The organism is Limnothrix sp. FACHB-1083 (genome assembly GCF_014696485.1).
Classification (GTDB): Bacteria; Cyanobacteriota; Cyanobacteriia; order CACIAM-69d; family CACIAM-69d; genus CACIAM-69d.
In genome coordinates this window covers 104,744-129,989 of sequence record NZ_JACJQD010000012.1, presented here as the reverse complement: position 1 = coordinate 129,989, position 25,246 = coordinate 104,744, and the positions used below count along the sequence as shown (strand labels likewise).

The 25,246-nt window shown below is 57.2% G+C and carries 18 protein-coding genes and 1 pseudogene; 14 read left to right on the top strand and 5 right to left on the bottom strand.

Going from position 1 to position 25,246, the window contains the following annotated elements; translation table 11 throughout:
• Positions 1 to 35: 35 nt before the first annotated feature.
• Entirely contained in the window at positions 36 to 878 is an 843-nt protein-coding gene (gene btpA / locus H6F46_RS15405) for a photosystem I biogenesis protein BtpA (RefSeq protein ID WP_099531668.1), read from the bottom strand.
• A 578-nt stretch (positions 879 to 1,456) separates the two neighbouring features.
• Between btpA and H6F46_RS15400 the strand changes: the two genes are divergently transcribed.
• Positions 1,457 to 3,052 (top strand): NB-ARC domain-containing protein, encoded by a 1,596-nt coding sequence (locus H6F46_RS15400; protein WP_190355594.1) that lies wholly within the window; start codon positions 1,457 to 1,459, stop codon positions 3,050 to 3,052.
• A gap of 195 nt (positions 3,053 to 3,247) precedes the next feature.
• Here H6F46_RS15400 and H6F46_RS15395 read toward each other — a convergent pair whose 3' ends face one another.
• Complete coding sequence (locus H6F46_RS15395) at positions 3,248 to 3,649, bottom strand: ferredoxin (protein ID WP_199291600.1); 402 nt, start codon at positions 3,647 to 3,649, stop codon at positions 3,248 to 3,250.
• Between the two features lie 210 nt (positions 3,650 to 3,859).
• On the opposite strand from H6F46_RS15395, the gene H6F46_RS15390 reads away from it, so the two are divergent.
• The 5 genes from H6F46_RS15390 to gmd all read left to right on the top strand — a co-directional run bounded on the left by H6F46_RS15390 (position 3,860) and on the right by gmd (position 8,662).
• Positions 3,860 to 4,795, top strand: a complete 936-nt coding sequence (locus H6F46_RS15390; protein ID WP_099531605.1) for an ABC transporter permease — start codon at positions 3,860 to 3,862, stop codon at positions 4,793 to 4,795.
• A gap of 81 nt (positions 4,796 to 4,876) precedes the next feature.
• Positions 4,877 to 5,479, top strand: a complete 603-nt coding sequence (locus H6F46_RS15385) for a peroxiredoxin (RefSeq protein WP_190355593.1) — start codon at positions 4,877 to 4,879, stop codon at positions 5,477 to 5,479.
• 100 nt (positions 5,480 to 5,579) lie between these two features.
• Positions 5,580 to 6,530 (top strand): hypothetical protein, encoded by a 951-nt coding sequence (locus H6F46_RS15380; RefSeq protein ID WP_099531603.1) that lies wholly within the window; start codon positions 5,580 to 5,582, stop codon positions 6,528 to 6,530.
• A gap of 123 nt (positions 6,531 to 6,653) precedes the next feature.
• A complete protein-coding gene (locus H6F46_RS15375) occupies positions 6,654 to 7,358 on the top strand; it encodes a sugar transferase (protein WP_099531602.1) in 705 nt (234 codons plus the stop codon).
• A 215-nt stretch (positions 7,359 to 7,573) separates the two neighbouring features.
• On the top strand, positions 7,574 to 8,662 hold the full coding sequence (gene gmd, locus H6F46_RS15370; protein ID WP_099531601.1) for a GDP-mannose 4,6-dehydratase: 1,089 nt from the start codon (positions 7,574 to 7,576) through the stop codon (positions 8,660 to 8,662).
• Positions 8,663 to 8,813: 151 nt separating this feature from the next.
• On the opposite strand, the gene H6F46_RS15365 is transcribed toward gmd, so the two are convergent.
• On the bottom strand, positions 8,814 to 10,595 hold the full coding sequence (locus tag H6F46_RS15365; RefSeq protein ID WP_190355592.1) for an ABC transporter substrate-binding protein: 1,782 nt from the start codon (positions 10,593 to 10,595) through the stop codon (positions 8,814 to 8,816).
• An 81-nt stretch (positions 10,596 to 10,676) separates the two neighbouring features.
• Positions 10,677 to 11,753 (bottom strand): PIN/TRAM domain-containing protein, encoded by a 1,077-nt coding sequence (locus H6F46_RS15360; protein WP_190355591.1) that lies wholly within the window; start codon positions 11,751 to 11,753, stop codon positions 10,677 to 10,679.
• Positions 11,754 to 12,117: 364 nt separating this feature from the next.
• Here H6F46_RS15360 and hemW point away from each other — a divergent pair, with 364 nt between their 5' ends.
• Together hemW and H6F46_RS15350 are read left to right on the top strand one after the other, a co-directional pair.
• Entirely contained in the window at positions 12,118 to 13,359 is a 1,242-nt protein-coding gene (gene hemW, locus H6F46_RS15355) for a radical SAM family heme chaperone HemW (RefSeq protein ID WP_190355590.1), read from the top strand.
• Positions 13,360 to 13,427: 68 nt separating this feature from the next.
• Positions 13,428 to 13,982, top strand: coding sequence for a Uma2 family endonuclease (locus H6F46_RS15350; RefSeq protein ID WP_190355589.1), 555 nt, complete (start codon positions 13,428 to 13,430; stop codon positions 13,980 to 13,982).
• A gap of 90 nt (positions 13,983 to 14,072) precedes the next feature.
• On the opposite strand, the gene H6F46_RS15345 is transcribed toward H6F46_RS15350, so the two are convergent.
• Complete coding sequence (locus tag H6F46_RS15345; RefSeq protein WP_190355588.1) at positions 14,073 to 15,434, bottom strand: 1-acyl-sn-glycerol-3-phosphate acyltransferase; 1,362 nt, start codon at positions 15,432 to 15,434, stop codon at positions 14,073 to 14,075.
• Between the two features lie 215 nt (positions 15,435 to 15,649).
• On the opposite strand from H6F46_RS15345, the pseudogene H6F46_RS19920 reads away from it, so the two are divergent.
• The 6 genes and pseudogenes from H6F46_RS19920 to H6F46_RS15315 all read left to right on the top strand — a co-directional run.
• Positions 15,650 to 16,297: pseudogene (locus H6F46_RS19920) on the top strand (PDZ domain-containing protein); the annotation flags it as partial.
• Positions 16,298 to 16,336: 39 nt separating this feature from the next.
• Positions 16,337 to 17,473: a DUF512 domain-containing protein gene (locus H6F46_RS19915; RefSeq protein ID WP_190355612.1), complete on the top strand. Its 1,137-nt coding sequence runs from the start codon at positions 16,337 to 16,339 to the stop codon at positions 17,471 to 17,473.
• Between the two features lie 346 nt (positions 17,474 to 17,819).
• Positions 17,820 to 19,796 carry a TolC family protein gene (locus tag H6F46_RS15330; RefSeq protein ID WP_190355587.1) on the top strand — a complete coding sequence of 659 codons (1,977 nt, stop codon included), beginning with the start codon at positions 17,820 to 17,822 and terminating at the stop codon, positions 19,794 to 19,796.
• 429 nt (positions 19,797 to 20,225) lie between these two features.
• The gene (locus tag H6F46_RS15325; protein WP_099531595.1) at positions 20,226 to 20,522 is read left to right on the top strand and encodes a 2Fe-2S iron-sulfur cluster-binding protein; all 297 of its coding nucleotides are present in this window, start codon (positions 20,226 to 20,228) and stop codon (positions 20,520 to 20,522) included.
• 442 nt (positions 20,523 to 20,964) lie between these two features.
• Positions 20,965 to 23,166, top strand: coding sequence for a PhoX family phosphatase (locus H6F46_RS15320; protein WP_190355586.1), 2,202 nt, complete (start codon positions 20,965 to 20,967; stop codon positions 23,164 to 23,166).
• A 293-nt stretch (positions 23,167 to 23,459) separates the two neighbouring features.
• Positions 23,460 to 25,070 (top strand): iron uptake porin, encoded by a 1,611-nt coding sequence (locus H6F46_RS15315; RefSeq protein WP_099531593.1) that lies wholly within the window; start codon positions 23,460 to 23,462, stop codon positions 25,068 to 25,070.
• The last annotated feature ends 176 nt before the right edge of the window (positions 25,071 to 25,246 follow it).

The following is a 25,246-nucleotide window of genomic DNA, read 5'->3' as shown; positions in this document are numbered from 1 at the left end:
CAGCCCATGGGTACTAACTCATGGGCACTAACTCATCAGCTCATGGGTGTGGGCGTAGGGACAACGATCGCCGGAGCCGGCCGGCCCCGCCGCGCCACCTCCACAAACTGGCTAACCCGGTTCGGGTCGATCGGCAAATCCCGCCGGCCTCGCCGCTTCAGGGAGCTGGCCACAATTACCCCATCCGCTACTTCCAGCAGTTGCGCCACATTGTCATAATTAGCCCCGCTGCCCACAAAGATCGGCGTATCTCCCGCTGCAGCCTTGGCTAATTCCAAATCTTCAATGTTTGGCGGGCTGCCAGTGGCCCAGCCCGACAAAATCGCCCCATCGGCCAAGCCACGTTCGATCGTGTCCTGCACCGCCACCGTTAAGTTGGGCGACCCGATCGGGCGAGCATGTTTCACCAACACATCCGCCAAAATCTTGACATCACTGCCCAGTTCTCGCCGGTAACGCAGGAGCTGGTGGGCCTGGCCTTCAATCAATCCCTGATCGGTGGCCATCACCCCCGACAGCACATTGACCCGAATGAAGTGCGCCCCGGTGCAAGATGCGATCGCAATGGCCGAATGGGCATCATTGCGCAACACATTCACCCCGATCGGTAAAGTCACCAAATTTTGTAAATGGTGAACCACCAGCGTCATGGCACTCACCACCGCCGGATCAACCGCATCTTTCGGAAAAGGGGCATCAAAAAAATTTTCCACCAAAATCGCATTCACCCCACCGGCAGCCAGCGCCACTGCTTCCTGTTCAGCGCGCTCAATAACTGCCTTAAGGCTCAGTCCCCACCGCGCAGAACTCGGCAGCGGCAACAAATGGACGACTCCAATGATTGGCTTAGGATGTTTAAAGACTCGATCTAGATCCACGCAAAGACCTGAAAACTCGGCGAAACACAGCGGCGTTGCTAGCACCCCCCATTCTATCGAGCTTAGGGATCCCAGTCGGGTCAAATTTTCGGGCAAATTTTGAGGCAAGTTCTCGGGCGAGTTCCCGGGCAAGTTTTCGGGCAAGTTCTCGGGCGAGTTCCCGGGCGAGTTCCCGGGCAAGTTTTTGGGCGCAGGGTGCGCCGTCGATCTTCGTTCATTTCTGAGTCGGGTCTGGGGTGGTGTTTGGGGTGGTGTTTGGGTTGCCTCCCTGTCCGCTATTTGCAGAGTGATTTCGACCCCATCTACCCTTGTAGTTAATGCCCATAAACTCATGCTCAGAAAATCCTCAATTCCAAGACCCCTCGGCCAGAGCAGGGCAAAACCTGCCTAGGAGGCACAAGTATCTTGAAAACGCAATATTCCACCGTGCGAGATGCGAGAGCTTATCCCACTCTCCCCTGATAGCTACGAACTCATGTCTAGAAAATATTCATATAAGAAATACATTTTCGAGGCTAAGATGAAGGCCGAAGATTGTTTAGTACAGAGAGATTGGTGAATTGATTCCTCAAGACTTTTTGAGACAAATTGCGAAGGAGCATAGTGTCTCGAATACCGAGCTGGATGTGCTGGCCGCAGCCATCAATGGTGAGCCGATGAATGCCATTGCCCAACGCCTAGGAATCCGCCCAGAAGCGGCCCGTAAGCGCTTGGGTGAAGTGTATAAAAAGTTTCATATTGCTGGTGCTGGGCCAGGAAAATTGGCCAAGCTTCAGCAGATTTTGGTGTCTCAGTATCAAACCCGCCAAACGCAAGGGCCGATCGTGGCAATTCCGGTCACCCCCGAAGTGGAAGTGGGCGAGTTGCCGCCGCAGTATGACTGGGGAGAAGCGCCGGATATTTCGGCTTTCTATGGTCGTGCGCAGGAGCTGACTGCCCTGCAAACCTGGATTTCTCAAGATCACTGCCGCGTGGTGGCCTTGCTGGGGATCGCGGGGATCGGTAAGACGGCGCTGGCGGTTCGCTTGGCTCGATCTCTCGAAGAGCAAGACGAGTTTGAGTTCATCATTTGGCGATCGCTCCGCCATGGGGTTTCGCCCCGCGAGGTGATTGGCCGGTTGGTGCAAACCCTGTCTCGCAAGCGCCAAACCTATCTGCCAGACAGTGCCCACAACCGCATTACGTTGTTGATTGACTATCTGCGTCAACACCGCTGCTTGTTGGTGTTGGATGGGGTGGAGTCGGTACTGCGTCAAGGGGATATCTCCGGACAATACCGCGACGGGTTTGAGGACTATGGTGAATTGCTGCGCCGGGTGGGCGAAGAGTCGCACCAAAGCTGCTTGCTGCTCACCAGTTCCGAAAAGCCCCGTGAGGTGGCTCGCCTAGAGGGCAATACGCTGCCGGTGCGGGTGTCGCAGTTGGGCGCGTTGGGCCCCGATGAAGCGGGTGAAATTTTCCGCGACAAGGGCTTGCAAGAGGAAAAACTCTGGAAGGAGTTGATTGATTTGTATCGGGGAAACCCGCTCACCTTGAAGATTGCTTCGACCACGATTCAAGAACTGTTTGGCGGTCGGGTGTCGGAGTTTTTGAAGCAATCGACCCTGGTGTTTGGGGATATTCGCGATTTGTTGCAACGCCAGTTTGATCGCCTGTCGGATATTGAACGGGCGATTGTTTATTGGTTGGCGATCGAACAGCAACCTCTGTCTTTGAGCCAACTGCGCGACAAAATTTCGATTCCGTTCTCGCAACCGGAATTAATTGAAGCGTTGGAATCCCTGGGCCGGCGATCGCTGATTGAGCGTGGCGCGGCCGGTGGGGCCATGTTTGGCTTGCAACCGGTGGTCTTGGAATATGTGACCCAAGAGTTTACCGATCGGGCTTGCTATGAATTGCAAGACCTGTTGCGCACGCAAAAGATTGATCGCCTGGAGTTGTTCCGTACCCATGCCCTCGAAGCCTCTGAGGGTAAAGACACGGGGCCGATTCTGCCGGCTGTTAAGGATCGGCTGCGGAAGCTGATTCGCAACGATCGCCAGCTTGAAGGTCAGCTCGATCGGGTGTTGGCCGTTTTGCAAGCCAAGTTCCCCCTCGAAGTGGGCTATGCCACCAGCAATGTCCAAAGCGTTTTGGATTCGTTGCGGTTGGATCTGCCTCCGGTTGAAGCCTAGGGGCCGTCGCCATCGGCTGGCGCGAGGCTGAAACGATTGAGTTTTGGTGCGCCAGTCGCTGTAATTGCTGTAATTAAGGACTTGAAGTCCCTTCAGACCGTTGATTAACCTTCACCTCCCTTCTCCTCCGTTTGCTTGGAGAGTTGGGGGGTGAATTTTTTGATCGTGATTTGGAATGGGCCCTTTGACCAACGCTCAGGAGGCGGCCTCGGTTTGACCGTAGCTTGCTTGGCCGTAATAGGCGCTGTAATCCATATGTAAGCGAGGATTCAGCAAATCTGAGACCGGGTGATTTTGCCGCAGATGTTCCTCCACAATCCTGGACACATCCGCTGGCTCGACCCGGGCATACCAAGTTTCATCGGGCACAATTCGCACACTGGGGCCCAAGTGGCACTGGCCATGGCAATCGCTGGCGGTGACGGTGACCCCCGCTGGCAAGGCGGCGCTCTGGAAAGCGGCCAGCACGGCTCCCGATCGATTGCGGTAGCAGTGAACGTTCTGGCAAATCAGGATCGATCGCCCATTTTCCCCTGTACCCAACTCGGCCGCAGGCTGGTTTTGGGACTGGAGTTCAGAATCAGCGGCGTTGGTCATAGCGGTAGCCGGGGTGTGCTTGGGCGTGTTTGATGTGGAGTTGGGGGCGGAGTTGGGTGTGGATTTGGGTGTGGATTGGGGCACAGAGTGTGTCACGAGCGACTTTCGAGGGTGTGGAATGAATGGGGCCAGGAGTCTGGCCAGGAATCGAGACCGCCATTTCTCTGATTATGATGGTTCAGAGGCGAGTCGGAGGCGAAGGCAACCCCCATGGGCGATCGGACGGCCATCCCTTGGCTGTATCTGTGGCAAGAAACCCGGCAAGGCCTGCGACGGGGCGGCTGGATGAACTGGGCCGCCGTGGGTACGGTGGCGGTGTCCTTGTTTTTGTTTGGCATTAGCTTGCAGGGCACTTGGTATCTCGATCGGGCCCTGGCCAAACTGGGGAGCCAGCTCGAAATTTGCGTGTATTTGCAACCCGGGGCCCAAACCGCCGCCGTTGCCCGATCGATCGCCCAGCTCGAAGGCGTGGTGGCCGTGCAAGTGATTCCGAAAGATCAGGCCTGGCAAGACCTGGTTCGGGATTTGGGCATTTCGGATATTGCCCGCGCCACCCAACAGTTGGAAGGCAACCCCCTCACCGACGAGCTAAAAGCCCAAGCAGCCCAGGCCGAGCTGACTCCCCAACTGGCGGCCACCATTGCCCAATTGCCCGGCGTAGATGCGGCCCGGTATGCGGCGGAAGTGGTGGTGCGGCTGCGGGAACTGGATTGGGGGCTGAAGGTGGTCGCCACGGGTACGATCGTCCTGTTGGTTTCCGCCGCGATCGCCACGATCATCACCGCCATTCGGTTGGTGGTGGCCGCCCGTCGTCAGGAAATTGAAATTGCTCAACTGGTGGGGGCAACCCCTGTGTGGATCTATCTACCCTTTATTCTCCAAGGGGCCGTTTTTGGAGTCCAGGGAGCCTCGATCGCCAGTTTGGCCGTCATGGCCTTGCAACAGGCCCTCGGTTCCTTGCTGAACAGCCGCTTGGGATTGGTGCAACTGCTGGCCCGAGACTTGCCCCTCACGGGTTCTGACTTGCTATTGTTGCTTTCGATTTTGGTAGGGTTTGGCTGTTCCGTGGGCCTCTTGGGCAGCTACGTGGCCGTGCGTCGCACCACCAGCGACTTGGCCATCAGGGGCGCGGAGTTTGAGGTTTAGTCCAAAACTGCGATCGGCCCCAAGCGTCAAAACCGTTGATTAACCCCAATTCCGAAACTCAGGTCTGAGGAGGCTTGTTTGATGTTGCTTTCACACCGTTTGGCTCCCTCGGGGTCTTTGGCTCGGGTGCGCCATTGGCTCGATCGCGCGTTGGTGGTTTGTTTGGCTGGGGCGATCGCCCTGGTGCTGTGGTTTGTTGGCCCCAATGCCGCCTGGGCCTTGGGTGGCCCTCAGCCGGCCTTGAATGCCCCGGCTCCCGATTTCACCCTGCTCAGCAACAGCGGCGATGGCATGATTTCGCTGCAAGATTACCGAGGCCAGTGGGTGGTGTTGTATTTCTACCCCAAGGATTTCACCTCTGGCTGCACGATCGAGGCCCAGCGGTTCCAGCGCGACTTGCCCCAATATCAAGCCCGTAACACCCAAATTTTGGGAGTCAGCGCCGATGATGTGGACAGCCACGCGGAATTCTGTGATGCGGAGGGATTGCGTTTTCCCCTGTTGGCAGACACCGACGGGGCCGTCAGCCGGGCCTATGGTTCCTGGATGAATCCCATGTCCATGCGCCATACCTATCTGATCGACCCGGAAGGGATGCTGCGCGATCGATTCTTGAAGGTGCGGCCGGTGGTTCACAGCGCGGAAGTGTTGGAACGGCTGGATCAGTTGCAGAAAGTCGGCTGATTGACGGCCGGGGCGATCGAAGTAGGGTGGAATTGGCCGAATTCATAGATTGAATTCATCAATTGAATTCATAACCTTGAGCTGAGGAGTTGCGATCGCGGTGGCTGTTCCCTCTTGTTCCCTGTCGATCATGGTGGCCCGCACGGATTTGCCATTCATGATGCACACCATTCCGCACCTGGTTCGGAGTTGCAACTTTCCCTTTGTGGAGCGGGTGCTGTTTGTGGATACGGCTCCCCTGTCTGGCGATAAGGTGCAGCGGCCGGGCCTGGGGACGATCGAGCAATTGCGGGCCGCCTGCCAAGAACTGCTTGATCGCGGCATTGTCGATCGGCTCGCAGACATGGACTATGGCCAACGGCCCCAGGTTTACCGCAAGCACTTCGGTTGGCCCCTGCCCCACACCCACAACTGGAAGGGCTACCCCATTTTTGGCAGCCTCTACGCCCTCGAAGCGATCGCGGGTGACTACCTGCTGCACTTCGACAGCGACATGATGCTTTATCAAAAGCCCGGCCATGATTGGATTTCCGAAGGGGTGGAACTGCTCAAGGCTCGGCCCGATGTGATGTCTGTGCGGCCACTGACGGGGCCGCCGGCCGATGCCATGCATCAGGTCAAACCCTTCACCCAAGACCCCGATGGGTTTTATCGCTTCAAATTCTTCAGCAGCCGCGCCTTTTTGATCGATCGCCGCCGGTTTGACCAACTCTTGCCCTGGCCCATTTTGTGGCATCGATCGCCCCGGCCCTGGTTCGATCAGCTCCCCACCGCCCTGCGCACCGCCTTGTATGGAACCACCGGGCGCGGTCGCCTGGATTCCTGGGAATTAATGGTTTCCAAGCGGCTGGAACTGGGCCCCTGGTGGCGGGCGGTGCTCCCGTCCACCGATGCTTGGACGGTGCATCCCAACCTCCGATCGCCCGAATTTTTAGCCGCCCTGCCGCAAATTCTGGCCAAAATCGAACAGGGTTGGTATCCCCCGGAACAGGCAGGCCAATATGACTTGCAGATTCAGCCCTGGTTGGCGGCCTTGGCTACCGAGAATTAGCCACCGGAATTGGCTCGATCGCCCCGGTAGTCAGTTCTTGAAGCGTATTGTCCGGGCCGGACTTTCGGAACCAAGCCTTATCATTAGGCTCAGGTGTGGTGTGAACAAACTTGAAGGAGTGTCATGCTGGCTAAGAGTCCTTCCGTTGCCAGCCGGGCCGGGCGATCGACCTCCCGTCGAAGCCTCGGGCCTGCCGTTATCAGCAACCTGAATGCGGACTTTGTTAAACGACTGTTTGACATCGTTTTTTCCCTGTTTGTACTGACTGTTTTTTCGCCGCTGTATCTGCTGCTGATTGCCCTTGTGGCCTTCAGTTCGCCCGGCCCCGTTTTTTATACCCAAAGTCGCGTCGGCAAAAACTTTCGCCGTTTTCGGTGCATCAAATTTCGCACCATGGTGGTGAACGCCGATGAAATGCTAGCCGCCATGATTGCCAAAGATCCCGCCTTGCAGGCCGAATATGCCGCCACCTGCAAGCTCAAGCGCGACCCCCGCATCACCTGGATTGGTCGCTTTTTGCGGGTGACCAGCTTGGACGAATTCCCCCAGTTTTTAAATGTATTGCTGGGGGATATGAGTGTGGTGGGGCCGCGGCCGTTGGTTCCCGAAGAATTGCCCATGTATGGTCGTCACATCCATAAGGTGCTGACCGTGAAGCCGGGAATTACTGGACTATGGCAAGTGTCGGGACGCAACGATATTCCCTACGATCGCCGCATTTCGATCGATGTGTACTATGCCAGCGCTCGGAACCTTTGGCTTGATATTTGGATCGTGTTAAAGACCCTCTGGGTGGTGGTGGCCACCAAGGAGAACGGCGCTTACTAGGCCCTAGCGTCCTCGATCCATCAGCAATGACCCGCAACGATCACCCGCAACGATCGCCCGCAACGATGCCCTGCGGTTGGTGGCGGCCTTGCTCGATCGTCATGGATAATGGCGACGGTTCGATCGCGCTTGGGTTGCGGTGCTGTTCTCCCTTCAGGTTCGATCGCCCAACCCAGACGATCCCAACCTCCCTTCAGTCGTAAACCCTGTCCCTAATGACGCAACCCAAGCGCGCCCTAATCACCGGCATCACCGGCCAAGACGGCTCCTATCTGTCGGAACTGCTGCTCCAAAAGGGCTATGAAGTTCACGGCATCATCCGCCGCACCTCCACCTTCAACACCGATCGGATCGATCACCTCTACGAAGATCCCCACAACGAAGGTGTGCGGCTGTTTCTGCACTACGGCGATCTGTGCGACGGCTCCACCCTCCGCCGGATCCTCGACAAAATTCAGCCCCACGAAGTCTATAACCTGGGGGCCCAGTCCCATGTGCGGGTGAGCTTTGACGAGCCGGAATATACCGTGGATGCCGTAGGGCTGGGAACCTTGCGGATTTTGGAGGCCTTGCGCGAAACCCAACAACGCACCGGCCAAGAAATTCGCTATTACCAAGCTGGCTCTTCCGAAATGTTCGGCAAGGTGCTGGAGGTTCCCCAAAAGGAAACAACCCCGTTTTATCCCCGCAGTCCCTACGCCTGCGCCAAGGTCTATGCCCATTGGCAAACGGTGAATTACCGCGAGTCCTACGGGCTGTTTGCCTGCAATGGCATTTTGTTTAACCACGAGTCGCCTCGTCGGGGTGAAACCTTCGTGACCCGCAAGATTACGCGGGCCCTATCGCGAATTTTGGCCGGAACCCAAAAGAAAATCTTTATGGGCAATCTCGATTCCAAGCGCGATTGGGGCTATGCCAAGGACTATGTGCGGGCCATGTGGCTGATGTTGCAGCAGGAACAACCCGATGACTATGTGGTGGCCACCAATGAAACCCACTCGATCCGGGAGTTTTTGGATGTGGCCTTTGGCTATGTGAATTTGGACTGGCAGCAGTTTGTGGAGTTTGACCCGCGCTACTTGCGGCCGGCTGAAGTGGATCTGTTGATTGGGGATGCGGGCCGAGCGAAGGAAAAGCTGGGCTGGGAACCGTCGGTGACCTTTGAGGAATTGGTCAAGATCATGGTGGATGCGGATCTGCGGGCGATCGGGCTGGAGCCGCCCGGAGAAGGGGAGGCCCTGATGCATCGAGAAGCGGCCACCGTGCGCCAGGATTCACCGATTACGGTGGACTTGGGTGGCTGATGCGTGAAAACCAGGGGGCTTTGGCCCAAGCACCCCAATCATCAGTTGTGGGGGCAAGGGGCTTTAGCTCCTTGTCTGCATTTGTCTGCGTTTGTCTGCGTTGATCGCTGGGGCACACAGGGTGGCTAGTTTCGGCTGCTCAGAGACCTGCTCAAGCTTCCCGATCGAGCCGCAACTCGTGAATATTCCAGAATGCGCCGCCGAGGGCATTCACCTTTAGCCCTTGGAGCGTGTTCCGCACGGCCACCAGAGAATAGGGCGTGATCAGGTGGATGAAGGGAAGATATTGCTGGGTTAACTGCTGGGTGCGGGCGTAAAGGGCGCGGCGCTTGGTTTCATCTAGCTCCTGGGAGGCTTGGGCATAGAGGCGATCGATCTCCAATTCCCAGGGGGCAAATTCCTGGCCCACCAGTTGCTTGCCGGGATCCGGCGTTTGGTTAAAGGCATGGAGTCGGCCCGTGACCCGCCACACATTGGAACCGCCGTGGGGTTCAACACCGCCGGTAAATCCCAGCAAATGGCATTCCCAATCCAAACTATCGGAGAGTTTGGAAACCAAGCTGCCAAAGGCGATCGGCTGAAGATCAACCTTCATTCCCAGTTTGGCCAGGTCTTGGGCGATTTGTGCGCCCATGGCTTCGCGAATTTTGTTGCCTGCGTTGGTGATCAGGGTGAAGCGCACTCGGTTGCCGGCCGCGTCGAATAATTCACCATTGCGATTTTGGAAGCCGGCCTCGGTCAGCAGTTGGCGCGATCGCTCCGGGTTGAAACCATAGGTCAGCAGCCCCTGTTCCGGCGAGAGGTAATAGGGGCTTTGGCTGGCGATCGGGGAATGTTGCAGTTGTCCCAGTCCCCGAAAGATGCTGTCGATCATGGTTTGGCGATCGATCCCGTGGGCCACCGCCTGCCGAAATCGCAAATCATTAAACCAAGCAGACTTGACCGGATCAACGAGAGGTTTGCCGTCCCGTTGGCCTTTGTTCAAGTTGAAGCAGATGAACGAAGTGGTCAAGGTGGGGCCAGCGTTGTAAATCGTGAAGTTGCCGCGTCTTTCCTCCCGTTTCAGCAGGGAAAAATAGTCGGCGGTGACGCTGATCGAGTCCAAACCGCCCGATCGAAACTGCAAGAGGGAGGTGTCTTGGGATTCCACAATTTGCCAAACCCACTCTTCGATGTAGGGCTGGGGCGCATTGTTTGGCCCCTTGCGCCAATAGTGGGGATTGCGCTCAAACACCAGCCGTTGACTGGTGACATATTCCTTGAGTCGGTAGGGGCCATTGCCAACAATTTGGCTGGGCGGAGTGTCCACGCCCCAAGTGGTCAAAAATTGCGGCCGGCCGTCGGTTCCCTTGGTTTTGAGGGTGGGGCGCAGGCGATGGGCGGGCAAAATGCCCACGCCCAAACTCCGCAAAAAGGGGGCAAAGGGTTCCGGAACGCTGAATTCCACCTGGAGCGGGCCCAGCATTTTCACTTGGGGCAGCGCGTTGCTTTGGCCCACCCGCAACACGTCTCGAATACCCGTGGGAATTGCTTCATTGAAGAAGACTTCATTGAAGGTGAAGGACACATCATCGGCAGTGAGGGGCGCACCGTCCGACCAACGCAACCCCGATCGCAGGGTGACAACGATCCGCTGACCGTTGTTGCTCATTTCCCAGCCTGCGGCCAGGGCCGGTTCCACCTTGCCGGTTTCTGGATCTTCTTCTACCAGGCCTTCGTAGGTGATGCCGAAAATGTTGGGCGATTCTTCGTTAATGGCGTAGTTGAAGGTTTTGGGTTCGCTGAGGATGCTGGTGACCAGTTGCGATCGCCCGCCACCGCCCGTGCTGCCCGATCGCCCACACCCCCCGATCGCCGCGATCGACAGTCCCCCCAAGGCCCACAGCAACCGCCGCCGAGTTAGCCCCACCGTCCAATCCGTTAACGTTGCCATGTTCCTTGTTGCTTTGTTCTGGATCCGAACCGCTGCCTAACCTTGATGCAATGGCCTAGATGCAATGGCCTATGAAATGGCCTATGAAACGGCGGCTTCGGGTTTGGCAAAAATCATCCGTCCGGCGGAAGTTTGCAGGGCGCTGGTGACCACCACCCGCAATTCACCGCCCAAATAGGAGTTGCCATCTTCAACCACGACCATCGTGCCATCGCTGAGATAGCCCACCCCTTGGGCCGGTTCCTTGCCTTCCCGGACAATTTTTAGCTCAATGCTGTCGCCGGGCAGGTAGGCGGGGCGCAGGGCATCGGCCAGGTCATTGACATTCAAGACCGGGACGTTTTGCACCGTGGCCACCTTATTCAGGTTGTAGTCCGTGGTCAGCAATGCGCCGTTGATTTCTTGGGCCAGCCGCACCAGTTTGGCATCGACGGTGGTGATGTCTTCGTAGTCGGCGGAATGGATCGTGAGCCGATCGGGATAGGCCTCACGCATTTGCTGCAAAATATCCAGACCCCGCCGCCCGCGCGATCGCTTCTGGTCGCTGGCGGAATCGGCAATGCGCTGCAATTCCTGCAACACAAACTGGGGCACAATCAAGCGCCCTTCAATGAATTTGGTTTCCAGCAGGGCCGTCAGCCGGCCGTCAATGATGCAACTGGTGTCCACCACCTTGGCGGCGGCCGGAGCCAGGGTTCCTTCACTGACCAGGATGGATTCAACGCTGTTGGGGTTAATTAACCGCAGGAACGATCGCCCGTGGGTGTCGGCCAACGATACGCCCGTGACCGCAAACAGCACACTGCCCAACACCGCCACGAGGGGTTTGATGAAGGCCAGCTCCCAAGGAAACGGCAGCAGATACAAAGGAGCCAACATCAAGTTGGCCATCAACAGCCCCAACACCACCCCACCCGATCGGGTCAGCAGCCGATCGGGGGGCATTTGGCGCACCTGGTTTTCAATGCGTCGGTAGGTGGTTTGGCAAGCCAGTCCCAGCACCAAGCCAATCAGGGCCCCAAAACCACCCGTGGCAAAGCTGAGACCTTCGCGGTTGGTGACTTGGGCCAGGGTTTGGGCGGGCAAAAAGTCAATGCCGAAAAAGCCAATGCCCGCACCGGCGATCAGAAATGAAAGGATAATTACGGTGTCAATCATGGTCATCGATCGAGTGGACGATCGCCCGAGTCATCGCGACCATTGCTCAGAGCATTGCTTGCAGGCGGTGGATGCAGGAACGATCGCGGTGGCTAATTGCAGGCTCTTCGGTGGGTGGGGGCTGAGTCGAATTGGGATTGGTCGCGGTGGTTGCTAGTCCTTGATCGGCCGCCCATGGGCGGCGATTCAGAACGATTGCGCCCAATTCTTGACAGAATTTGATGAGTATTATAGCCCCGTGACTTGGTGGCTTTGGCTGAAACCCAGGGCGGTTAACCGATCGCGCCAGCCGATTTCCACAAGCCGATCGAGCTAACCGGCAACAGCGACCCAAAACACCGACCCGAAACGCCGACAGAATCCCATGAGTCATCCCGTCGCCCTGGCCCCGCCCCGGGCCGCCTATTTGCACATTCCCTTTTGTCGGCGGCGTTGCTTTTATTGCGATTTCCCCATTTCCGTGGTGGGGGAGTTCAAAACCTTCCGCGATCGCTCCGACCAACCACCGGAACCCGCCACAGGTCGCAACAGCGCCCAAATCATTGAATACTTGGCAGCCTTGGAGCGGGAAATCACCCTTGGGGCCGATCGCGCCGCCGCAGATCAACCGCCCTTGGAAACCGTCTTTTTTGGGGGCGGCACGCCGTCCCTGCTGGCCCCCGAACAGGTCGATCGGCTCTTGCAACTGCTCGATCGCCGCTTTGGGTTGGCTCCCCAAGTGGAAATTTCCATGGAACTCGATCCGGGCACGTTCGATCGCGCCTGGTTGGCGGGCTTTTTGGCGGCCGGGGTCAACCGCATTAGCCTGGGGGTGCAAGCCTTTCAGTCGGAATTGTTAGCCGCCTGCGGTCGATCGCATGGAGTCCAAGATATTGAACAGGCCGTGGCCCTCTTGCAGTCGGCGGGGGTCAAAAATTGGAGCCTAGATCTGATCTCGGGATTACCCAATCAGTCGATCGACCAGTGGCAAGCGTCGCTTGATCGGGCTGTGGCCTGTGGCCCGGCGCACCTATCGGTTTATGACCTGATCATTGAGCCGCAAACCGTGTTCGATCGGCGCTACCAACCGGGCGATCGGCCCCTACCCTCCGATGAACAAACGGCTCAAATGTATCGGATGGCTTCCCAAACCCTTCAGGCAGCGGGTTTTCAGCACTACGAAGTTTCCAACTATGCCCAGTTCGGCTTTCAGTGTCGCCACAACCGCACCTACTGGGAAAATCGCCCCTACTACGGTTTTGGGATGGGAGCCACCAGCTACTTGGCCGGGCAGCGCTTTGGCCGGCCACGCACCCGAGCTGCTTACTACGATTGGCTGAACAACGGCGCAATTGAACCACCCGCTTCACCCCAATCTGTGCCCGATCGATTGGCGGAAACGCTGATGTTGGGATTGCGGTTGGCGGAGGGTTTGGCCTTGGAACCCCTGCGCCGAGAATTTGGCATGGTTTGGGTCGATCGGGTGTTGCAATGCCTCGATCAATTTGTGGCGGAGGGTTGGGTGGTGCGATCGGGCGATCGGCTTGCTCTTGCAGAACCGGATGGTCTGCTATTTTCTAACAGCATTCTTGCGGAAATTTTCAGCACCTTGGAACAGGAACCATAGAGCCATCTAATGATCTTGATACTGCTTACTATGATCGGTGCGATCATTCTTTTGGTTGAACTGATCCAATGCCAATTTTCTTCAGCCCCGAGGAATATCTCAACCTAGAAGCCAATAGCCCCATGCGCCATGAATATCGATCGGGCTTGGTATATGCCATGGCCGGTGGAAGTGATGTTCATGACTTGATCAGCCTAGCGCTGGTGAGCCTGCTGCGATCGCGCCTGAAGGGGCAAGGCTGCTTCGTCCACTCAGGCAACGTGAAAGTGGGGCGAAATCATGATTTTTTCTACTACCCTGATGTGTTCGTTACTTGCGATCCACGCGATCGGGACAATCGATATATGAAGTGCTATCCCTCATTGATTGCTGAAGTGCTATCCCCTTCCACGGAGCGGTTCGATCGGGGAGCTAAATTTGAAGACTATCAGCAACTAGAAACCCTAAAAACTTATCTTTTAATTGCCCAAGATCAAATGCAAGTGGAAGTGCGCCAGAAAAATTCATTCGGTATCTGGGAAACGGAGCAATTTGGCCCAGCCGATCGATTCCAAATAGTGGGCTGGAATTTGGAAATTGCGGTGCTGGACTTATACGAAGATGTGCAATTTCTTGGCATCTGAGGCCATTTTCGCCGTGATCGTCATTTCCGAACGCTTCCTGGCTCGTCGGACAGCGGCGAACCAGGAAAAGTCCGGTTGAGGGTGACCCGGCTAGGCGATTAGGTTTTTGAGGGATTGGTGAATTTCCTGGGTGACGGATTGGAGGGTGGCGCGGCGATTGGCTTTGTAGTCCGCTGCGCGATCGCTCACCCAAATTGGGTCAGCAACCCGTAACCAAACCGCTTGTTTGCCCAGTTGCGGGGGCTTGCTGGTGTCGTCTCCCTGAATCCAGGTGGTGACGCGCCACAAAATCAGTAGGGTTTCCGCAAACCGTTCGGCGGTGGGTTTTTCGCGCACATAGCGGCCCGTGACGGCGGTGAACCGTTCCACTAGGCGCATGTGTTGCATTCGGATGGTGGCTTCGGCGGCCACCCAGTTGGCCAAACCGCGCTCCACTGGGCAGCGCGATCGCCCGTCATCGCAGTAGATCCGATCCCAGCCGGCCTGTTCCAACCGCCGGCAACGCTCTTCAACCGTGCCAGTGTTGGTTACGCCAAAATAGGCTTCCCCCACCCGCAATGCGGTATCCAAAAGATTTTTCAGCCGTTGGCCCATGCGTTCGTTGGGATCGGGCAAGTCCACGATCGGGAGGGTTTGTTGATAGAAGGTTTGATAAAACTGCTCCACCAAGTCCAGGAGCCGATCGCCCAACAGGTATAACCGCAAGTAGCGACCTTCTTCGGGGCTGGTGGGGGCGGTGGTTTTCAGGGGATTCGTGAGGCCAAGGCTGGTTTCGATCGTGTCGATGAGCCGATCGATCTCGGCCCAAGGGGGCGAAAGGTAGGTGTATTGAATCCCGATCGGGACAATGGCCACCCGCTCCGATCGCCCGGCCGATCGCAAATCCTCCACCGTCCAAAAGGCCATTTGGGCCACGCCCGGCTCCAGGGGGCTAACCACTTCGCTGTGGCTGTTGGTTGCGCCTTCCGGGGCCGCCGCCAGCGGAAACCGCCCGTTCAGCAACAGATCGCGAGCCGTTTTTAGCCCGGGGCGATCGAGCTTGCCCCGCTGCATTGATGTGCCGCCCAAGTGGGAAAACATCCAGGCCACCGCATCCCCCGCCCAAAGGGGAATGCCCCGATCGTAAATAAAGTGCGTGTGCGGCCAATCCGGAAGCCGAATGCCCCGATCGCGCGCTACCTGGGGCACTGCCTCCCACAGCAAGTGGGACATCACGAACGGGTCATTGGTGCTGGGATGCCGAAAAGCCAAAATAAAGCGGAGTTTGCCCGCCTGGAAGTCGCGAAACAGTTCCGCCAACGTTTCAGCATTTTCCGTATGGAGTTTTGCGATGCCCTGTTGGCGAATCAACCAAGGAAAGATCCAACGCGCCAACCGATGCACCCAAGGGGTGTAGTTGGGCGGAATGAATTCCAGAGTGGGCTGAATGCCGGAAGCGGATGCGGCGGGCATAGGGTTAATCAACAGTTGGTAGAGTGGTTACGAGCAATCAACGGCCACCAAAGCCGCCTTGGCCTTGCCCAGTGGGGTTCAAGGCTTGGGAATCAACAGCATAGGCCCGATCGCCCCAGCACAATCGCCATCGGGTGTCTGTATTTTGGCCGGTTGTGCCCAAGGAAAACACGATTGGTGACCGCCTGGCCAGTTGTCTATTCAGGAGCGTGGGGATGAGCGAAGCAGCGGTGCGACCGGCCAAAATTACGCGAGTGTTGCCCGGATCAATTGCCCAAGAGGTGGGGTTTGAAGTGGGCGATCGGTTGGTGGCCATCAATGGCCAGAAACCCCGAGATTTGATTGATTACAACTTCCTCTGTGCTGATGAGGTGTTGGAGTTGGAAGTGCTGGATCAGCACGATCACACCCACCTGGTTGAAATTGAAAAGGACTATGACGACGAGTTGGGCTTGGAATTTGAGGCGGCCCTGTTTGATGGTCTGATTCAGTGCAATAACCGCTGTCCCTTTTGTTTTATTGATCAGCAGCCGCCCGGTAAACGCGCATCGCTTTATTACAAAGATGATGATTATCGATTGAGTTTTCTCTATGGCTCCTATCTCACCCTCACCAATTTGACGCAGCGGGAATGGGATCGCATTGAGCGGCTGCGGTTGTCGCCTTTGTTTGTTTCGGTGCATTCCACGGAGCCAGAGGTGCGATCGCGCCTGCTGAAAAATCCTCGGGCGGGCGAGATCATGAACCAGTTAGCTTGGTTTCGCGATCGGCGTTTGCAAATCCATGCTCAAGTGGTGCTCTGTCCTGGCATTAATGACGGGGTGCATTTGGAGCGAACCATTCATGATTTAGCCAGCTTTTATGGATCGCCTGCGGGCCAAGCCGGGCCCAGTCGGCGGGCTATGCCGGCCCTGGCTGACCAAGCCGCGATCGGGGGTGGTTGGGCTATTTCCGAAAATGTGACGCTGTTGGCGGGGCGATCGCCTGGGGCCGATTTGGGGACGATCGAATCTGAGCGCGATCGGGTGGCAGTGATCGATCGCCTCGACGGTTCAGAAGCGGCAGAGTCGGATCTGCCTGACCCAAATGTTGTTAATCCGAATGTTGTCGATCCAGATGTTTTCGATCCAAATGTGTTCGATCCGCGATCGCAGCCCATGGGCTTGACGGATTGGGATTCAGAGGAGGATCAGGCCGATGAGGATGATCAGTGGGATGAGGCCGATGGGTTCGATCGGGCTGCTTGGGATGATCAAGACCCCAATGAGCTAGATGATGATCTAGATGGCGACCAAGACGAAGTGGAACCCCATCGCCCAACGGTCACCTCCGTGGCGATCGTGCCAGCGGGGCTAACGCAATTCCGCCCGGCCGATGATGAGCTACAGCCCGTCACCCCCGCCAAAGCCTGCGAAGTTATTGCCCAGGTGCGATCGCTCCAACAAACCTTTCGCCAAACCCTCGGTTCCACCTTTGTTTGGTTAGCCGATGAGTGGTTTCTGATTGCGGGTCAGGATTTGCCGGAAATGGTCGAGTACGAAGATTTTCCGCAAATTGACAACGGCGTGGGTTCCATTCGGCTGTTTGTGGATCAGTTTGAGCGGGCCCTGGCGGCGAACCCGGTGCGTGCAACCCCCTTTACCCGTCGCCTCACCTGGGTGGTGGGGAACACGGTGGAGCGGCCCTTCAGTGGTTTGGTGCGCCAGCTCAATCAAATTTCGGGGCTAACGGTGCAGTTGGCTGCCCTAAATTCAGATTATTGGGGCCAAACCATGACCGTCACCGGCTTGCTGACGGGCCAGGATTTGGTGCAAAAGTTGGCGGGCCAAGATTTGGGGGATGCCTTGCTGCTGCCGTCGTTGATGTTGCGCCATGGTGAACAGCGCTTTTTGGACGATATGACGGTGCAGGAGGTGAGCGATCGACTGCAAGTCCCGATCGTGATTGTCACCAGTGCTGAAGCGGTGATTGAACAAGCGGTGGCCGCCGCTTGGCCCCAAGCGATCGCCCCCCAAGCGCCCAGTGATTTGCTGGCGTAGGAGTTTGGGGACTCGGGGGAGCGAGCCGGCCGATTCTGTAGGCCAGCCGCTAGACTAACCAGTATGCTTTTTGAGGCACAACCTCGATTCGATCCTGGGTCGATTCTCAGTTTGATCTCAGTTCGATCGAGTATCCACTGCGCAAGGCCATCCAACCGACGCTGGCAACCCCCACAGGGAGTAATTCATCCCTGAACTTTCGGGCCCCGAACTTTCGGGAGTTGGCAGCGTCTGCTGGTGACGATGCGAGCAATAGGCGAGTAATTGAGTAATTTACGAACTTTGCACCAGTGGCAGCCGTCAAAACAGCCGGTTTTAGGCGTGAGGAGCGAAGCAAGTTTTGGTTATGAAGATTGCCCATCGAGCGATCGCCACGGGTTTAGGGGTTACCGTCGCGTTGTGTTGTCTGTGGGCGGATGCCGCCCGCGCCGAGTCGGTGGAAGCGGATGCGGCCGCCACCTTGGCTGAAGCTGATCATGTCATAGCCGACAAGTCCCCTACTTCGCCACCGGATTCAGCCGCCGCGACTGGTTCTGAATCTGCTGAATCCGCTGCATCGCCTCATTCGCCTGTTAATTCGCTGAATTTGCCGAAGCCAGCTAAACCGGCCAAACCGGCTGTGGGTGTGGTGGCCACCGCAGTTCCGATCGCTGCCGAGCGTCATCAGGAGTCGATCGCCCAAGAATCAGCCAGCCAAGAGCAAGCCGATCAAGAGCAAGAGCTTGCAGCAGCCTCCCCCAGGGCCGACGCTTCCGAGTCGATCGGGGGAGACTCAGCTCCCGTGGCCCAGGCGAATGATAGTTCCAGTAATCCCGATCCGTTCGGAAATGTGCCCTCAGCGCCTGGTTCCTTGGGCGATCGGCCTGAAGGCAATACAGAAGCGGATGAGCTGGTGATCCAACGGCTGGAATCTGATCCAAACCCGCTGCAATTTCCCACCCTGCCGGAAGAGGTGCGGATCCTGCTGACCCAGCCGATTACCCTTGAGCAGGCCCTAGAAATTGGCCGTCGCAATAACCGAGACCTGCGCCAGGCCTACCTCAGCATCGAAAGCAGCCGGGCCCAACTGCGCCAGGCGATCGCCGCTAACTATCCCCAATTGCGGTTCTCCTCCTCGCTCTCGGATTCGCTCACGGCCGGCAGTCGTTTGAATCTGTTGTTGCAAAACCGAACCGCTCGCCGTCTCGGCAACTTTGGGGGCCAGGTAGATATTGACACCCAAGATCAGTTCACCTGGAGCAGCGCTCTGGAACTGAGCTACAACATCTACACGTCGGGACTGCGGCCCGCGAACATTGCCGCCGCCCAAGCCCAGTTGCGAGCCACTGAGTTGTCCCTCGAAGCCACCTTTGAGGATTTGCGGCGCGACATCACCGATAGCTACTACCGGCTGCAACAGGAAAACGAGCAGCTCAAAATTGACCAATCGGCGGTAAAGTTTCGGGAGCAAAGCGTGAAGGATGCCCAAGCTTTGGAAAAGGCTGGGTTGGGAACGCGGTTTGAGGTGCTGCAAGCGGAAGTGGAATTGGCCAACGATCGCCAGTTGGTGGTGCAAACGCGCGATCGACAAACCCAGCGCCGCCGAGAACTGGCCCGGCTGTTGAGTTTGCCGGAGGCGATCGATATCCAAACCGCTGACCCGATCGCTAAGGCGGGTGAATGGACGCTGCCCCTCGCAGACAGCATCGTGCTGGCCTATCGCAACCGGGCAGAAATTGAACAGCAACTGGCCCAGCGAGAACTGAACAGCGCCCAACGGCGAGCCCGGTTGTCTCAGTTGGGGCCCCAGCTCAGTGCCTTTGCTCGCTATGAGTTGCTGGATGTGATTCAGCCCGATGACGACTTCAGCTTGGTCAGCGGCTATTCCACGGGCTTGCAGTTGCAATGGACGCTGTTTGATGGCGGCGCGGCGCGGGCCCAGGCGCGTCAGGAGTCGGTGGCGATCGAGCAGGCCGAAAACGGTGTGGGCCGGGCGCGCGATCGAATTCGGTTTGAAGTGGAAGTGGCCTACTCCAACCTGCAAGCCAACGCTGAAAACATTCAAACTTCCCTCAAGGCGATCGAGTCAGCCCAAGAGGAAGTGCGCTTGGCGCGGCTCCGGTTCCAGGCCGGCGTGGGCACACAGACCGATCGACTCAACGCAGAAACCCGCCTCACCCGGGCGCGGGGTAACGTGCTGATTGCGATTATTGGCTACAACCGCGCGTTGGCCGCCCTCAACCGTGCCGTCAGCAACCTGCCGCCGGGTACGATTCAACCGGTTCCGGAACCGATTCAACTGCCTGAACTGGTTGATGCACCGACGGGCCCTACTACTCCGTAGGGGGCTTGTTCGGCCCGCGTCTGCATTCCAACGGATCGGGATCGATCGAACTGGAATGGCCTGCTTTGAGCGGTCTTGCGTTTTGGGGGGCGATCGGGCCGAGGTCGGTTTTTTCGACTCTCTGCCACGATTGCTCCTGAGGCACTCGCATTAAACTGGGGTAGCTCAACAAACTGCAACATCTTGCAATGATCTTGCAATCTTTCACCGATTGCCTTTGCCTTCATTGCGTTTGTTGCATCTGTTGCTGCATCTGTTGTGTCCCTTGCTTGCAGCACTGCACCTGTGTTTGGGCGAAGCAGTGGCATTGGTCGTGGTTTTTGCCCCTTCTCGATCGCCCTGCCCACCACACGAGTTCCCAGTTTTCAGCAAAGACCCACAATTCCCCCTGAGCTACGCCCCGTCAGCGAGTCCCTTTCCCAACACCCTATGGGCACTATTCACTTCGTTAACGAAAACAAGGACGTAATCGCCGCCACCGGTTCCAACCTGCGAATCAAGGCGATCGAGAACGGCATTGATATCTATAAGCTGTACGGCAAAATGATGAACTGCGGTGGCTATGGCCAATGTGCCACCTGCGTTGTCGAAATTGTGGAAGGGATAGAAAATTTGTCCGATCGGACGGATTTTGAAAATCGCACCCTTCGCAAGAAGCCCGACAATTACCGTTTGGCTTGCCAGGTGTTGGTGAATGGCCCCGTGAGCGTGCGTACTAAGCCCTAGTATTGATGCCAGTGCTTTTGTAATTTCTAGGCCGAACAGAACTCTAGAACTCGACAATTACCGAAGGTGACAGCGCTTTGTTGTGTTGTTCCTTCGGTTTTTGCGTTGGGAATGGTTGATTGTTCCAACGCAACGGCCCATCTGCCCTGAAACAGTCGCACTGGCAACGGATTCTGTTGTGCAATTGCAATTGAGTAGATTAATCAGGCATGTAGATTGTTTCGGGGGCTAATGATAGGGGGTTGAATTGTCATCCTTCTCGCCGCAAGCGGACAAGGATTCTCGAATCTCCCGATTTGGGTTTTCTGCTTCATAGCACGCGCCTTCCGAGACTTGCTTTTCGGGTCTTACGGTCGCTCCACAGACTGACACCGCTAGCCCAGCGGCCAACTACATTCTAACAAGTCCTAAAGGGCGGGGTTTCAGACTCCGTTTTCAAACGATGAAGCGGCGGAATTTTCTGGGGTTGTTGGGCCTGGGTGCTGGTTCTGCGGTGGCCCTGGACTGGCAAAAAGTTTGGGCAAATCCGGGAACTGCAAGTGCATTGCGCCAGGCGATCGCTGCGAAGTTTCAGCCCATTCCCTTTGCAATTCCTTTGGATTTTGAAGGAGCCTCGATCGCGGAGCAAATTGCCAGCCACCGCACGTTTACGGTGCAGGATAATTTGGTGCTGCCTGAGGGATTTACCTATGACCTGTTGGCGGTTTGGGGCGATCGCCTTGGAAACGGCCATGTGGGCTACAACAACGACTACCTGGGATTCGTGGCCACCGATCGCGATCGGGGAGATTTGGTGGTCAATTTTGAATATGTTTGCGCCAAGCCTTGGTTAGAGGCCTACGAAACGGTGATGGGGCGATCGCTCCCGATCGAGCCGGTGACCCGTGCCCTAGCCCAGGCCGGTGGTCAAGGCCTGGATTGGGGGCAACTGGCCCCCGCAGATCCCCTCCGCGAGGCCCTGCGGCAAATTGCCACCGCCGCTCTGGAAGATTTAGGGATCGGTGTCATCAGTATTCAGCGCGATCGCACTGGGCGCTGGCGGCGGCAACCGTCCCGCCGAGAACGGCGAGTGACAGGCCTTTCGGGACTAACTGACGGGCACTACCTGCAAGCCACGGGCCCCGCCACGGCCATTTTCCGAAAGGCCACCATGCGGGGCTACAACGACCAACTGGGCGATCGAATCATTGGCACCTTTGCCAACTGTGCGGGTGGCACTTCTCCTTGGGGAACGGTTTTCAGCGCCGAAGAAAACTTTCAAGACGTGGTGGTGGAGCCAGTTCACGCGGATGGCAGCTCCTTTGCCCCTGAAACACTCCGATTCAAGATGGACACCGACGACTTCATGGGCTGTGGCAGCCTGTTGGGTCTGGCGGGCAATAAATATGGCTGGATGGTGGAAATTGACCCCAAAAACCCTCAGGACTACGGAACCAAACACACCTGGCTGGGACGGTTTCGCCACGAAGCGGTGGCCCTGCGAGTTGTCCCCGATCGCCCCTTAGCAATCTATTCCGGGTGCGATCGACGGGGTGGCCACATCTACAAATTCGTGAGCCAGGGCCGGGTGCGCAACCCTCAAGACAAACGCAACTCCCAACTGCTTCAGGAAGGAATGCTTTACGCGGCCCAGTTTGATCCCGACGGGACAGGGCGTTGGATCCCCTTAGCCCCGGATACGCCAGTGGATCCGGTTTTGCCCAGCCATTGCGTCGGGGGAATGGTCACCCTGCCCCAGCGGCCGGCGGGTGGCATTACCTGGGTGCGAGATGATGCGGTGGCCCTGGCCTTCAAGGCGAAATTTGCCACCCTCGGAGACCTATATGAAGGCACACCCGCAGAACGCCAAGGCGCAATTTTAATTGATGCCCACTTTGCGGCCAATGCAGCCGGAGCCACTTGCACGGCTCGGCCGGAGGATACGGAATTGGCGGCCGATGGCTCGGTGCTAATTGCCTTCACCTCCGGTTCCACCAACAGCCTGGATGGTGGCCCCGATCGCCGCGTCTTTGTGGGGCCCCAAGGGGAAGGAGCCTATGAGTATGGCTGGGTTGCTCGCCTAGTGGAAACTGATCAGGATCCGGCGGCCCTCACCTTCCGCTGGCAGTTGATCGCCACAGGTGGGGAACCGGCGGCCGGAGGTTTGGGGTTTGCCAATCCCGATAATTTGGCCTTTGACCCGGGGGGCGATCTCTGGATGGTGACGGACATGAGCGGCGATAAACAAAATCGTCCGGTTCCTGCCAATCGCCGCGACTCCCAAGGCCAGCCCCTGAGCCAATCGAATCTCAGGGCTATCTATGGCAACAATTCCCTTTGGTGGTTGCCAACGCGCGGGCCAGCGGCCGGTTTGGCAATTCCCTTTGCCTATGGGCCCATGGAAACGGAACTAACGGGGCCTTGCTTTTTGCCCGATCGCGCCACCCTACTGATTTCGGTGCAACACCCTGGCGAATTTGGCGGTACTCGTCGCCAGGATGCCACTCAAGTGGTGGAACTGGCGGTGATGGCCACCGATGGTACGCCTTTTATGCAGCGGCGCACTGTTCCGATTGGCTCCAATTGGCCGGAGGGTCATCGCAACCGACCGCCCAGACCGGGAATTGTGGCCATTCGCCGCGAAGATCTACAGCCCTTTTGCTAGTTGCACCCAATTTTGGGGGGTAGCTCTCCGGTTCGCTTGGATCCAAAAGATGCCAAAAACTTGAGATGCCATCAAATTTGACTGGATTTGATCGAATTCGATCGAACTTGATCGAATCCTCCTGACCTTCCCGATTACCGATGAAATCAGGGGTTTCAGACCCTCCTTAACCGTAATTTTCGACAATCTTTTCCAAGACTCGGTTCCGCCTCTTGTCGGTTCGATCTATAATCGCCACAGGAAGTGTACTGACTCAGTAACACTTTCACTGGTATCGGTGTGAGGAAACGCGAATGAAACTGTTCTGGAATGCACTGCGCCTGAGCCCGGCTGCTGCTGGCCTCTCGCTGTTGCTCGCTCAAGGCGCTTTTGCCGGTGAAGCAACGACCCAAACCAATATTGACGCTAGCCCTTCGGCGATCGAGCTTGGCCTGCAAGACGATCTCGCCAGCATGGACCAAGTGACCTCCGTGTCGCAATTGTCCGACGTGCAACCCACTGACTGGGCTTTCCAAGCGCTGCAATCGCTGGTTGAGCGCTATGGTTGCATCGCCGGTTATCCGGACGGCACCTTCAAGGGCAACCGCCCCTTGAGCCGCTACGAGTTTGCCGCCGGTTTGAACGCTTGCCTTGATCGGATCAACGACCTGATCAAGGCTGCTACCGATCCCCTGGCCACCAAGGAAGATCTGCGCAAGCTGCAAAAGCTGCAAGAAGAATTCGCGGCTGAATTGGCTGCCCTGCGCGGTCGCGTGGATGCTCTCGAAGCCCGCACCTCTGAGCTGGAAGCTAACCAATTCTCCACCACCACCAAGCTGACCGGTGAAGTGGTGATGGCCGTGGCTGCTGGCCTGTCGGATATTGTTGGTGATGACGACAACGACGAAGCAGACAACGCCACCTTCTCGCACCGCGTGCGCTTGAACTTCAACACCAGCTTCACTGGTAAGGACTTGCTGCGCACCCGTCTGCAAGTGGGTAACGTGCCTCGTTACTACAGCAGCGAGACCAACATGGCTCGTTTGGCTTGGGAATCGAACACCAGCAACAACTTCATCCTGGATGAGTTGTACTACCGCTTCCCCCTGAACAGCGCCAACACCTGGCGCGCCTTCGTGGGTACGACCGGTCTGGACATCGACGATATCCACTACACCGCCAACCCCCTGTTGGAATCCTCGGCTGATGGCGCTCTGTCGCGCTTCGGTCGCTACAACCCCTTGTTCCGTCAGCCCCAAGGCGCTGGTATCGGTGTGAACTACAAGGGCGAACGTTTCCGCTTTGCCGCCAGCTACCTGGCCAGCGAAGCCAACGATCCCCAAACCGGTGCTGGTTTGTTCGACGGTAGCTACAGCGCTGCTGCGAGCTTGTACTACTCCCCCAGCAAGACTTGGGATATCGGTCTGCTGTATGCCTACGCTTACCACAGCACCGATGCTCGCACCCGTCCGAGCTTGACCGGTGGTACCGGCAGCTTCCTGGGCGACAACCCCTTCCGCGACCCCACCACCGCTCACAACGTGGGCGTGCAAACCACCGCGAAGCTGAGCAAGAACTTCGTGCTGAGCGGCTGGGCCGGCTGGACGTTTGCTAACGCTGAAGACAACGGCGATGGCAACGCTGACCTGTTCAACTGGGCTTTGACCTTCGCGTTCCCCGACCTGTTCAAGGAAGGCAGCGTGGGCGCTCTGATTGTGGGTCAACAGCCTAACCTGTACAACGCCGACAACACTGTCGGTGGCGAAGATGATGACAATTCCTGGCACATCGAAGCTCTGTACAAGTTTGCGGTTAACGACAACATCTCGATCACCCCTGGTGTGATTGTGGTGACCGATCCCAACAACGACAACGACAACGACACTGCTGTGTTGGGCGTGTTGCGGACTGTCTTCAAGTTCTAAGTTGCAACTCCACTGCCGCGTTGAAATGACGGTGTAGTGGCCAATCAAGCTGGGCAGCAATCTCCGATTGGCTAGCCCAGCTTATTCAAAGGCAACTTTAGAAACAGTGCTTGGCTGAACCCGTTTGTGGGAGCCAGCACAATTCAAATGAAGCCATTTTCAAAAGAGTAAGTGTT

Excerpts from the sequence above, each read along its gene's own strand:
- H6F46_RS15395 (WP_199291600.1), bottom strand. The coding sequence starts at position 3,649 with ATGACCAACGCCGCTGATTCTGAACTCCAGTCCCAAAACCAGCCTGCG.
- H6F46_RS15390 (WP_099531605.1), top strand. The coding sequence starts at position 3,860 with ATGGGCGATCGGACGGCCATCCCTTGGCTGTATCTGTGGCAAGAAACC.
- H6F46_RS15385 (WP_190355593.1), top strand. The coding sequence starts at position 4,877 with ATGTTGCTTTCACACCGTTTGGCTCCCTCGGGGTCTTTGGCTCGGGTG.
- H6F46_RS15375 (WP_099531602.1), top strand. The coding sequence starts at position 6,654 with ATGCTGGCTAAGAGTCCTTCCGTTGCCAGCCGGGCCGGGCGATCGACC.
- gmd (WP_099531601.1), top strand. The coding sequence starts at position 7,574 with ATGACGCAACCCAAGCGCGCCCTAATCACCGGCATCACCGGCCAAGAC.
- H6F46_RS15365 (WP_190355592.1), bottom strand. The coding sequence starts at position 10,595 with ATGGCAACGTTAACGGATTGGACGGTGGGGCTAACTCGGCGGCGGTTG.
- H6F46_RS15360 (WP_190355591.1), bottom strand. The coding sequence starts at position 11,753 with ATGATTGACACCGTAATTATCCTTTCATTTCTGATCGCCGGTGCGGGC.
- hemW (WP_190355590.1), top strand. The coding sequence starts at position 12,118 with ATGAGTCATCCCGTCGCCCTGGCCCCGCCCCGGGCCGCCTATTTGCAC.
- H6F46_RS15350 (WP_190355589.1), top strand. The coding sequence starts at position 13,428 with ATGCCAATTTTCTTCAGCCCCGAGGAATATCTCAACCTAGAAGCCAAT.
- H6F46_RS15345 (WP_190355588.1), bottom strand. The coding sequence starts at position 15,434 with ATGCCCGCCGCATCCGCTTCCGGCATTCAGCCCACTCTGGAATTCATT.
- H6F46_RS19915 (WP_190355612.1), top strand. The coding sequence starts at position 16,337 with ATGCCGGCCCTGGCTGACCAAGCCGCGATCGGGGGTGGTTGGGCTATT.
- H6F46_RS15330 (WP_190355587.1), top strand. The coding sequence starts at position 17,820 with ATGAAGATTGCCCATCGAGCGATCGCCACGGGTTTAGGGGTTACCGTC.
- H6F46_RS15325 (WP_099531595.1), top strand. The coding sequence starts at position 20,226 with ATGGGCACTATTCACTTCGTTAACGAAAACAAGGACGTAATCGCCGCC.
- H6F46_RS15320 (WP_190355586.1), top strand. The coding sequence starts at position 20,965 with ATGAAGCGGCGGAATTTTCTGGGGTTGTTGGGCCTGGGTGCTGGTTCT.
- H6F46_RS15315 (WP_099531593.1), top strand. The coding sequence starts at position 23,460 with ATGAAACTGTTCTGGAATGCACTGCGCCTGAGCCCGGCTGCTGCTGGC.